Source organism: Clostridia bacterium (assembly GCA_017394805.1).
In the GTDB taxonomy this organism is placed as follows: domain Bacteria; phylum Bacillota; class Clostridia; order Christensenellales; family CAG-1252; genus RUG14300.
On sequence record JAFPXC010000028.1, the window covers coordinates 21498 to 32690 of the forward strand.

9 protein-coding genes and 1 other RNA gene are annotated in these 11193 nt (G+C 56.2%); 4 read left to right on the forward strand and 6 right to left on the reverse strand.

Annotation, left to right across the window (positions count from 1 at the left end; genetic code table 11):
- Nucleotides 1–94: 94 nt before the first annotated feature.
- Complete coding sequence (locus II896_07210; GenBank protein MBQ4444425.1) at nucleotides 95–2359, forward strand: SpoIIE family protein phosphatase; 2265 nt, start codon at nucleotides 95–97, stop codon at nucleotides 2357–2359.
- Between the two features lie 318 nt (nucleotides 2360–2677).
- On the opposite strand, the gene II896_07215 is transcribed toward II896_07210, so the two are convergent.
- Nucleotides 2678–3382, reverse strand: coding sequence for a Type 1 glutamine amidotransferase-like domain-containing protein (locus II896_07215; protein MBQ4444426.1), 705 nt, complete (start codon nucleotides 3380–3382; stop codon nucleotides 2678–2680).
- Between the two features lie 105 nt (nucleotides 3383–3487).
- Between II896_07215 and II896_07220 the strand changes: the two genes are divergently transcribed.
- Nucleotides 3488–4741 (forward strand): hypothetical protein, encoded by a 1254-nt coding sequence (locus II896_07220; GenBank protein MBQ4444427.1) that lies wholly within the window; start codon nucleotides 3488–3490, stop codon nucleotides 4739–4741.
- 203 nt (nucleotides 4742–4944) lie between these two features.
- On the opposite strand, the gene II896_07225 is transcribed toward II896_07220, so the two are convergent.
- A complete protein-coding gene (locus II896_07225; GenBank protein MBQ4444428.1) occupies nucleotides 4945–5703 on the reverse strand; it encodes a hypothetical protein in 759 nt (252 codons plus the stop codon).
- Between the two features lie 400 nt (nucleotides 5704–6103).
- Here II896_07225 and II896_07230 point away from each other — a divergent pair, with 400 nt between their 5' ends.
- Complete coding sequence (locus tag II896_07230; protein ID MBQ4444429.1) at nucleotides 6104–6337, forward strand: hypothetical protein; 234 nt, start codon at nucleotides 6104–6106, stop codon at nucleotides 6335–6337.
- Between the two features lie 328 nt (nucleotides 6338–6665).
- Here II896_07230 and II896_07235 read toward each other — a convergent pair whose 3' ends face one another.
- Together II896_07235 and II896_07240 are read right to left on the reverse strand one after the other, a co-directional pair.
- Nucleotides 6666–7835 (reverse strand): anti-sigma factor antagonist, encoded by a 1170-nt coding sequence (locus tag II896_07235; GenBank protein ID MBQ4444430.1) that lies wholly within the window; start codon nucleotides 7833–7835, stop codon nucleotides 6666–6668.
- 30 nt (nucleotides 7836–7865) lie between these two features.
- Nucleotides 7866–8432, reverse strand: coding sequence for a bifunctional (p)ppGpp synthetase/guanosine-3',5'-bis(diphosphate) 3'-pyrophosphohydrolase (locus tag II896_07240; protein ID MBQ4444431.1), 567 nt, complete (start codon nucleotides 8430–8432; stop codon nucleotides 7866–7868).
- A 164-nt stretch (nucleotides 8433–8596) separates the two neighbouring features.
- Here II896_07240 and ssrA point away from each other — a divergent pair.
- Nucleotides 8597–8943, forward strand: a transfer-messenger RNA (tmRNA) gene (gene ssrA, locus II896_07245).
- A gap of 126 nt (nucleotides 8944–9069) precedes the next feature.
- On the opposite strand, the gene II896_07250 is transcribed toward ssrA, so the two are convergent.
- The gene (locus II896_07250) at nucleotides 9070–9876 is read right to left on the reverse strand and encodes a hypothetical protein (protein ID MBQ4444432.1); all 807 of its coding nucleotides are present in this window, start codon (nucleotides 9874–9876) and stop codon (nucleotides 9070–9072) included.
- Between the two features lie 253 nt (nucleotides 9877–10129).
- On the reverse strand, nucleotides 10130–11158 hold the full coding sequence (locus tag II896_07255) for a hypothetical protein (protein ID MBQ4444433.1): 1029 nt from the start codon (nucleotides 11156–11158) through the stop codon (nucleotides 10130–10132).
- Nucleotides 11159–11193 lie beyond the last annotated feature (35 nt).

Below are 11193 nucleotides of genomic sequence, written 5' to 3' on the forward strand. Positions count from 1 at the left end.
ACATAGAAAGCGGGGTTTCGGCAAAGGTCGCGGAAAAAGCGCGGAAACGTAGGGTTAAACTGTAAGAATGAAACGAAAAAGGTAAGACAAAGGAATGAAACAAGGGAAAGTAAACAAGACGGATATATTGCAATACATAGTCTTTTTTCTATTGATGATTTTGACCTCGATGGCATCGAATAGGGGGGTACGTCCCTTCGCAATCGGCGTCTTCGTGGGGTTGGCGTACTGCAAGAAAAACGTGTGGCTGTTGGCGCCAATGCTGTTGGCCGCGGCGCTTATCGGGGAATTCGGGTGGCAATCTATACTGCTTGCGGCGACGGCCGTAATCGTGGTGACGGCGGCCTATTATCTGCACTATCTGTTCAAAAAACGAATGAAGGCCTGGCAACTCATTGTCTACGCGTTCGTGAGCCAAACGCCCGTGCTATTGGTGTACGGAATAAACGAAGAACGCTTGCTGTTGGGCGCGCTGAGCCTGGTGCTGTCCACGGCGTTCGCGTACTGCTGTACCGTGCTGGCGCATTGCGCGTTCGTCAAAGGCGTACGCTATAAGATGACCGCGAAAGAGGAACTGTGCATGGGATTTTTGGCCGCCGTACTGACGATGGGTATGGTGCGCATAAGCCTCTACGGCGTCGTGGTGGGTATGGTGGTGATGGGATTCGCGTACCTTTTGGCACCGCGCGTTCTACGAGAAAAAGGCGTGTTCGCCGTGATGGCGATGGGGCTGGGCGCTTGGGCGGCCACGGGCGACGCCGCGCATATAGCCGTGGCGGCCGTGATGGGATTGGGGGCGTACGTACTGCGCAATCAGCACCCCGTCTTTGCTTTGGCGGTGCTGACGGCGACCGATTTCGCGTGCGGTTTTTTGCTGAAACTGTACGCGGATTACTACTTTGTAAATACGATTTTGTTTGCCTTGGGCGGGGGCATACTCGCCTGTATTCCCAACAAAATACGCAACCGATGGGAGGGATTTTTGCAATCGGAAAACGATATCGGCGTGCGCTATCTCGTCAACCGAAATCGGCTGGATCTGTACGGAAAACTGGTGGGCGTGGCGGGAGTGTTGACGGATATGCGCCTCGTGCTGGAGGGGGGCATCTGCAACCTCGCGCCCATAGAACAAAGCAAGAATCAACTCGCAAAAGAATTGGCGAAGGCGTGCTGTGCGGGATGCGCGTACCGTCCGAAATGCGAACGCGCCCTCTCTTCTTCGACGGCGGTGGCCATGTACGACCTTATCGCGCGGGCGCTGGATACGGGACGGCTGTCAATATTGGAAACGCCCTCTTTCTTTGGAGAAAACTGCCCCTACCAAAAACGCGTGGTGGAGACCTGCGGCGACCTCTTGGACGGCTATATCCGAAAAAAGCAGGTGGCCGACCGAGTGGACGACAATAAGCGCGTGATGTGCGAGCAACTGTCCGGCCTGTCGGGAATGATGAACGACCTCGCCGCCGAGGTGAAACAAGTGGTGAGCTTTGACACGACGAAGGAAAAGCGGCTGTTGGAGGACCTGTCGAACGGCAATATCATCGCGAAGGAGTGCATTATTTACCGCGACAAGGGGCTGGCGACGGCCATCCTCGTGGTGCGGGCGGGCGACCAGGACAAGCCCGCGTTGGACGCGATATTGGAGAAGCATTTGGGTAAAATGGTGGTGAAAAGCGTGTCCAATCACTCGTCGGGCTGGGTGAGCAAGCGATACGTGACCGCACCGCCTTTGGGCGTGGCCACGGGAACGTCTACGGCGACGAAAAAGGGAAGCGAACGGTCGGGGGACACATTTTCGGTGCTGCCCCTCGGGACGGACAAAACCCTATTGGCGGTGTGCGACGGAATGGGGAGCGGCGAAGAGGCGTCGGGCGGCGCGAACGCGGCGATGTCCTTGGTGGAAAGCTTCTACACGGCGGGCATAGACGACGAAGCCGTGCTATCGCTCATCAACAAATTGCTGGTGGTGCGCAACGAAGACAGCTTCCAAGCATTGGATATTTGCGTGGTGGACCTGCGGCGCAAGCAGGCCGATTTTATCAAATTGGGCGCGCCCGAAAGCGTGATACGACGAGCCGATCGCATTGAGACCGTGGAAGGGGGCGCGTTGCCCATCGGCATATTGGAGAACGTGACGCCCAAGATAAGCAGGGTGAAAATAACCGAGGGGGATATGATCGTGATGTGCTCGGACGGCATCACCGAAAGTATCGGTGTGGAAGGCGTGGTGCGGATGATCGAGCAAAACCCCACCGTCAATCCCAACACGATGGCGCGGCTCGTCGTGGAAGACGCCCTTTTCGTGAACGAAAGCGACGACAAAACCGTGCTGTGTGCGCGAATTTTCGACAACGTATAGGGGGTATCGAATACAAAAGAACAGTGTATGGGAAAAGGCGACGAAAAGAAAGCGTCGGAGTGAGTGAGCGATAGAGCCACCGAGAATGCAATCGAAAAGGGGGCGGCGAAACGAGTGACGAAGGGGTGGTGCCCTACTCCAAAGAAACGCGTATGGGTAGCAAAAAGGCTTGTGGAGAAATCGACACAAGCCTTTTCACTAATTATATGATAAGGGGGAAATTATAATTCTGTATCGGGGGCAATCTCTTGCCAAGTTCACAGGTATTTTACTACATAATGCGCGCAATGTCAATACGTTTTACAATTGTTTTGCAATTTATTGCACATTTATTTCGGTTTTGACGAGTTCGCCCGACGTGGCGTCCAGATAATAGGCCTTGCCGCCCGTGGTGACGGTGCGACGAATGACACCGTCGGCAAAGTGCAAAGCGCAGTTGTCCTCGATGGCGTAGGCCGCGGCGCGCTCCCGCAACACGACGGAGTCGAACTCGGGGCGTTGATTGTAGTGGGGCGTCATCATACCGTACAAAAGCCCCCAACCGTCCATCAGGCAAAAGCCGTCGCCCAAGCCCTCGACGATTTGGCTGTCCGTGTACATACGATCGAACCAACAAATGGCGCCGGCGGAAAGACCGACGACGGGGACCCCGCGACGATAGGCGGAAACGATGCGGCGACCGACGCCCGTGCGACGCCACTCCTGCAGCATATACCAAGTGTCACCCCCGCCAACATAGATGAGGTCGGCCGCTTGGAACTTGGCGTCCATATCCGCCTCGTTCATCTCCCCACCGCGCACGGTGAGGATGAGGTCGGCCTTGACGTCGAATACGGACGTGTAGGTCTTGCGGAAGGTGTTGAAATAGGGTTTGCTGTCGTGGCTGGCCGTGGGAATGAACAAGGCGTTGGGGCGATTGCCCGCGGCGTGGCGGTAAGCCAAAGTGGCGCAATAAGCGTCTATGCCCAACGTCATCTTGGTGCGCAACTCGCCGCCGCCGATACAAATAAGCGTCTTTTCCATAGCGTACTCTCCCCTACCGCGACCTCGATACGCGGCTATTATTATGATACCCTTTTCGCCGCGCATAGTCAACATATCGCAAGAAGAAACCTCATAAGATAGGGTATGAAACGCGTGATAATGGGACTATTGGCGATAGCAACGTGCTGTCTGATGACGGCGATAGGCTTGGCGGCGTGCATAAAGCCGCAAAGGATAGCATACGAGGAGCCGAAAGACACCCGTGCGATTGAATACGACGTGGAAATGCGCCTCGTCCCGACCGAGGACAAGACGACGGGCACGGCGCGATTCGTCTACGAGGCGACGGCGGACGGCGTGGATGTCGTGCGGCTACGGTCGGAAGCGGCGGTGACGAAAGCAAGGGCAAACGGCGAAGACGTGCGCGTAAACCCCATGGACGTATATACCCTTTTGGCGCTACCGACGGAAATGCGCAAAGGGGAAACCATAGAAGTGGAAGTGGACTTCGAAATGCCGTGCGCGCAAAAAGGCGACAGGCGCATGGTGAAAGGACTGCCCGTAGTGTGCCAAGCCGTGGACGAGGCCGGCGAACGATGGGAAGTGACGAACGGGAGCATTAGACTACGGATAGAGGCACCCAAGTCGCAAGTATTGGTGATGAACGGGCGCGACCTGACGAGAGAATACGGGGAAAACGCGCAGACGGTCGGGGTGATGGTGAACGCAAAAGACGGCTTCGTCCTTTTGGCAAGCCCCTATCTCGTGCGAAAGACCGCGACCGTGGGCGATACGACGTGGGAATACTACGCCGAAACCGTGGACGCCCTAACCTACCAAACCATCTGCGCGGTGGCCGAGAAGGCCCGCGAATTGTGGGGGGACTGCGGCGAAGAACGGGTGGCCGTGATGGCAGACCTCGAAGAGGACGTGAAAGGGCTGACGGGGATAAACGCGAATCTGCGCGACATTACCGAAAAAGTCGTGGGACAATGGGGGAAGGTGACGGGCGACGAGCGATTGGCCGGCGGGTTGGCGAAATATACGCTGTGGGAATACTACCGCGCATACGACGAAGACGAGGCAAACCGCCTGCTGAAAGAGGCGAAGGAACGCGTACACGAGTACGGCGTACTGCATAAAGGAAAGGAAGACGAGGTAAATACGGGCGAAAAACGCAAGGCATACGCGCATATACTCGCGGACGAAGGACTATTGTTTTGGGTAAATTTGCGCGAAATAGGGGGTGACGGTATAGGGGAATCCGTGCAAACGATACGCAAACGTGGCGAGGTGACGGAAGAAGTCGCTGTGGATATCGTGCGAGAGATAACGGGAAAAGACTACGGGTATTACTTCGAGGCGTGGAGAGAAAGGAAAGTGCCTATATGCGCGTGAGGCGCATATAGGCATAGTGAAGTTTCGCCTAAAGGCGAAGTGAAATCCGAGACACAGCCTCGGGAGAAATCCGCGTTGTCACGCGGGAGAAATCCGCTCGAACCGCGAGCGGGTGAAATCCGACGTCCGTCCGGATGTGGTTTAAGCGTGAATTGATACCCTTTCGGATACCGTGAATGGCAACTACGTTGCGCTGCGGTTGGTCAGATGAACAAAAGGGACAAGGCGATGAGGAATTGGGCAACGTAGTAGGTGACGTGGTTGGAGACGATCATCAGCTTGCTCTCGGGGTGCAACATGCCCGTCTTTTGATAATCCTCGGGCTTGGAGAAGTAGGTCATCGAGAGAATGAGGTCGGAAACAATGAAGAAGATCGCGCCCAACAGCATGAGAATATTGGCCGTGGTAGCCCCCACGGTGGCCAGCGTCCAAATGGAAAAGACGACGAACCAGGACAGGAGTAAGGCGTAGCAAACGCTCGGAATGAGGAACTTGCCGAAACGCATTTTCATCACGCCGACGCTAAGAGCGAAGATGGCGGCGACCAAGCCTACGGCAATGAGCGCGGACCATAAAAGGCACATACGTCCACCCCCTAAGCGCAACGCGCCCGCGGTGATGTACAGGACGTGGCCGACGCCGAAAGCCGCCATGCCCAAATAGGTCATGATGTCCGCGTCGCGCTCGGCACGGTCGTAGGAAAGGCCTTTGAGGAAGATCTTGAAGTCCAAGGTGATATCGCCGACCAAACCGCAGACCAAGCCGCCTATGAGCAAAAGAGCGGGTACGAGGGGCACGGACCAGGCGGGACGCGAAAGAATGGCCGCGACGGCAACGGCGATGAACATCATAGACGTGACCGTCTTGAAGGCGATGGCCGTGGCGGACGAACGGCGGTCGCGCACGACGCAGAAGAGGGCTAAAAATGCGGTGCCGAGGGCTAAAAACACGTAGGGCATCATAAATATTACTCCTTTGACCGCCCTACCCTATACGAGGAAAAACGGCGGAAACGATAGTCTACTTACATTATACAACCATACGAACGCCCATTCTTACGAATGGTATCTATACTGCGTATAGATTGGTCGCTGCGCTCCCTGCGTTCGGTTGCAATGCGGCGCAAGCGTTATGCAAATACTTCGCTTCGCTCGTGCTTGCACGCTTGCTTCTATTATACAATGGAAAAAGTGATTGTCAATAGACAACAATAGACAAATAAGCGAAAAGGCGGGAAAGCAACACGCTCCAAACGACCGCCGCATAGCAAAGAGCCATAAGTGGGGGAATAAAGAAGATTATTATGCGCGGGTAGGTTGATTTTCGGAAAGAAACGCGCTATCATAATAGATGGAGGCGCGTATGAGCAACGAACCGAACGAATTGGAAAAATTTATTGCGCAAAACAAAGACTTCTTTGACAAATACCAACGCATCAATGAAGAGGTAGAAGAAGAAATGCAGGCTATTGCCGCATACAAAGCCGCGCACCCCGAAACGTACGATACGGAATATCAGGTGGAAGTGACGAATAGGTTTATCGAGGATAATCCGGACACGGCGTACGTAGAGATAAAAGAAGTGAAGAAACCGTAGTCTTTGAACACGCCTCGACAAAGGCATCTTATCTTGAAACCAAAGTGCCGAAATCGAAATGGAAAATCGACCGAAATAGCATTATGGCATAAAAAGCCACCCACGTTGGGTGGCTTTTTGATAACAATCGGGTATGGCAATCGCGACAGACGGAGAGATAGTGCCTCTACTTATGGGATCCTTCGACGCGCGCATAGGATGCGCGGCTCAGGATGACGGCTTGTCCGTCACTTAGGGGATCCCTCGACGCGGCTCGGGATGACGAACGTGGAGAACGCGCCTTGCGCAAGGGTACAGGATGACGTGATCGACCGACGATGGGCGGCGGTTACTCTAAGACCAACGTGTCGACGGTGGGGAGAAGCTCCTCCAGCCAGCGGCGGTAGAAGGCGACGGCGTCGGCGGAATCGGGAGAATCCGAACGGCGGGCGGCGCGGCGCAAAAGGCGCATGATGCCGACGACGGCCGCTTTGCGCTCGACCGAACGAATGACCGCGTCGTTGTCGGTGCCGAGGTAGAGAGAAAGGGACCTGCGCCACACGGCCTCGGCCACGTCGCGCTCGATGCCGAGGAATGCGACGGATTTGGCGGGATCGATGGCGGCAAAGCCGTTGTAGGCGTTGAACATAGAGCCCAACTCGAAAATGGGGTGACCGACGCAGACGGTGTCCATGTCGATGAGAATGGCCTCGCCCGACTGGATCATCACGTTCTTGACGTGGTAGTCGCCGTGCATCATCTTGTCCGAAAAGGGGATCTCGCGCACCAAAGAGAGCAATTTGTCTCCCGCCTCGGGAGAAAGATAATCTTTGTCGAAGATGGCCCACTCCTCTGCCGTGCGCTTCATATCGTTCATGATCGCTCGGTCGCCCGTGGTGGCGTGAATCTTTTTGAGCAAGTCCACGTATAAATTCACCATTTCGTCCATGCGCGTGGGCTCGGCGGCCAAAATCTCGGCGATGGACTTGGCGTCCAACAACTCGAACACCGAACCGTAATTGTCGCCCACCTTGACGACCTCGTAGGAAATGGCGGTGGGAATGCCCAAAATGAAGGCGCGCTTGGCCAACTCGCGCTCGCGGCGAATGTCGTCCAGGCAGTCGGGCCAGCGGTAGACCTTGACGATGGTGTCGGCGGCGGTGCGGTAGACCTTGCCGTTGGCGCCCTCGCCGATGACGGCGCACCCCTCGACGGACAGCGTGCGGAAAGCCTTTTCGATGGGCATCATCTCGGTGAAGCCCGTCATTTCGAAGATATCGTACACGTCGGGTTGAACGTCGACAAGGCGAAGCGTGGGATACGCTTTGCGCAATTTGAGTACGACGCGAAGACCTGCGGACGACACGTAGTCCAAACGGGCGCAGTCCAACACCACCTTTTCGGCGGGATTGGCACGGCATACGGCGAACGCCTGCGCCTCGGACTCGGCGGCATTTTGGGAGTCGATCCGCCCCACTAAATAAACGGTAAGGACGTTGTCTTTGAGCGTATATTCCATAAGTATCTCCTTTGTGCTTCTACCTGCCGACTACACTTCGGCGAACAGGTGGTCTACGTCCCACGACAACTCCATAAACGCCTCCGTGCCCTCGAACGTGGGGCGCAAAACGTCCACGACCGAACGATAGTACCAGGCAACCTTGGCGGGATCCTTTTGGTTGAACACGTCCCACATCGCGTCGCCTTTGAGCGCGTGAAGGCGCATAAGGGAGCGCACGTTGGAAAGCTTGTCGGAAAGCCAAATCACCCTGACAGCGTAGTCGTCGGTGGATTTGAGCCGCGCGATGGACTCCTCTTTGCGCCGCTGCCACGTCGCCGAGGCGGGTAAGTCGCGATATTTATTCTCGCTGTCGTGCTCGACCAAGTAGGCCACGCGGGCGCCGAAACGCGCCTCGATATCGGCCTCGGTGGCGGCGGTATCCTCCACGACGTCGTGCAAAACGGCCGCGACCAACGTATCCTCGTCCTCGGTGACGGTGGAAGCGATGACGGCAACCTCCATCGGATGCAAAATGTAGGGTAACGCCGCGCCTTTGCGCAGTTGGGCGCTGTGGCAGTCTACGGCGTACTTGATGGCTTGGTTGAGTTTGTCCATAATTCTCTCCAAATAGAAGATTTGACCGCAAATGCGTCATTATTACTATACCAAACGAAGCGGCTCAATGTCAACGATATGCGGGCGAGCGAATAAAAATCAAAAAAGGGTTGTCAAAACGGGAGAATTGCATTATACTATATAGTGCAACGATCGAAACACGTGGGAGTGTTCTGGTATTCGACACGTTCGATGGGGCATCGTAAGCATACCGAAGGCTCGTCTTCGTAAAAACGGAAGCGTTTTCAAAGAAACGACAACAAACAATCTTTGGCGTTCGCTGCTTAATGCGAACTGTCACACCGTCAAGCCTACTGGGGCGGCTGTGGCATCATAAGGTGTAGGGAACCGAGGCGCGTCCTGCCGCGTGGCGCGTAACGGAATTCAGCGGCTTGGGATAGGTAGCCTGTCTGCGGGCGACCGCCTCCGACATCAAATCACAAGACTAAGTATGTAGAAAGCGTTGTGACGTCCTGCGCGGACAAGGGTTCAACTCCCTTCACTTCCACCAAAAAAGGCAACCACAGAGGTTGCCTTTTTTGGTGGAAGTGAAGGTTGCCTTTCGCCCCCATTGTCTTTGGGCTTTGCACAGTTATATTCGGCTTGCGACGAGTTATAGCGCTATGCGCGCAATTTGTCAGGGCATGGTGACGCTGAGGACGGGAAGGACGCCGAGTTCGTCGGTGACCTCGCGGCCGGTGTCGGGTAGAACGAGGGAGGCGATTTGGTCGAAGCCGAAGGTGGCGGCGCGGGTGGCGGTGGCGTCGGCCGTGCGAAGCCAACCGGTGCCGAGGCCGTCGGGGGTGGCGACGGCGCCCATCGCGCGGGCGTAATCGGTGGGAGAAAACGGACGGGAGGGGGACTGCATACCCTCTATCTCGGGGCGGGAAAAGAGAAACACACCGTCCCACGTGAGGGGTTGGACGCACCACGGGGCGTTGTCGGCGGAAAGGACGACGGAGCGACCGTCCAGAACGGTCTCTTGCCCCAAACTGTCGTTGTCTAACACCAAATCGGTGATGCGCGCCTTGGTGCGGGCGTCAAGACAAGCCAAAGCGAAGTTCTGCAACTCCTTGCGAACGTAGGACGTGCCCCACTCGTTGGAACTGTCGTCGAAGGGGCAAGTGAACAGCACGTGGCGGCTGACGAGAATGCCCTTGTCCTCGGACAAGAAATAGGGGTACCACGCGATGGGCTGTACCTGAAAATAGCGTTTCTCGCCCAAAGTCATGGGCGTGCCGTCCGAGAACATGCCCGTGCCGCGAACGTAGACCTTGGCGTACAATTTGCCGTCGAAACGGCTACGATAGTAACCGCGCTCGTCGGGGGTGGCGCCCATAGCGGCCTCCGCCTCGGGAGAGGCGACGGTTTGGGGGCATTGTCCGGCATAGACGAAGGATTCCTCGATTTGTTGTTGGGGTTGAAGAATGGCGGTGGGATCCATGAGAAACTCCTTTCGCGTGAAGTTTCGCCTATCAGCGAAGTGACATTCCCCTTACGGGGAGAGGGTGAAATCCAAGGCGTAGCCTTGGGAGAAATCCGCGCATTCGCACGGGTGAAATCGGCGCAACGCGCCATCCTGAGCGTAGTCGTTAAACGACGAAGTCGAAGGACCTAGTCGTCGGGATATGGACGCAAGCGCAACGACGTACCGCCACGCGGTGCGAAACGGTCGCCGATGGCAGCCGAACGATTGGCTATTCGGCGGGAGTGGCCTCTTGGGCGGCCTCGGCGTTGGCGGTCGCGGCCTTGACCTTGATGGTGGCGTAGTAATTGGCGTTGTACTTGGTCATATCGCAAGAGTCGGCGTCGTAGTAGTAGGCCGTATCGAAGTTGATGGTGCTGGTGATAACGCTGCTGCTCCACTTATCCACGCTGAGGAAGCGCTTGAAGAAGCCGTTGTCCCAAATCTCGATGGTCTCGGTAATGGACGTATATTTGGCGTTGTTCATACCCGAATTCTTGCGAAGACTGGGCAACAAGTAGCGCGCGGCACCCGTAGACGTGGGATCGAGGTCGAAGACGATGGTGTAGTAACCTTCCTCGTCGTTGTGGGTAAGCGTGGCGCATCGGATAGTCTTGAGGTTGACGACGGCCTCGGTGACGCAATAGGCCTGCTTCTGCGAAGCGTGGAAGCAAAGACGCGCGGTGTCTACCGTGAGTTCACCCTCGGTATCGCCGAAAGAGGCGGTGCCGTTCCAATCCGCGTCGATTTTGCTGTCGCCGATCTCCACGTAGTAGGCCTTGGCAAGCCCCAAACGCGCGTAGGTGGCCTTGGCGTGGCCGTCCACCGTGATGCCGAACTTCTTAACGTCGGGCTGGAAGTCGTATTTGAGATACTCCTCCCCGTTCTTGAGGTCTACGACCAAATTCTTGGCGTCAACGCCCACCGTGGAAACGAGGTTCTGCGTGAGGGCCAAACGCATGAGGCAATTTTGGTCGTTGGCGTTGGCGATCTTGAACAACTCCAACGCCTCGGCCTTGACGGCCTCCGCATAAGCGTCGTCGCTGTCGTAAGCCGAGCGAGCGGGCAAAGTGACGTCCACCTTCTCGGCATACGTCTCCTCGTTGATGACGACGTAAGACTCGGAAGCCTCGGCCGCTTGGAAATCCGCATCCTTCTCGGCCGCCACTTCCTGCGTGGAGAGCGCCTGCTCAGATTTGCAACCGACGAAAACGCACAGTAGGCTGACTATCAATAGCGATATAAACAATTTCTTTTTCATTCGTTTCACCTCCGCTCGGAGGCGGTCATACCCGC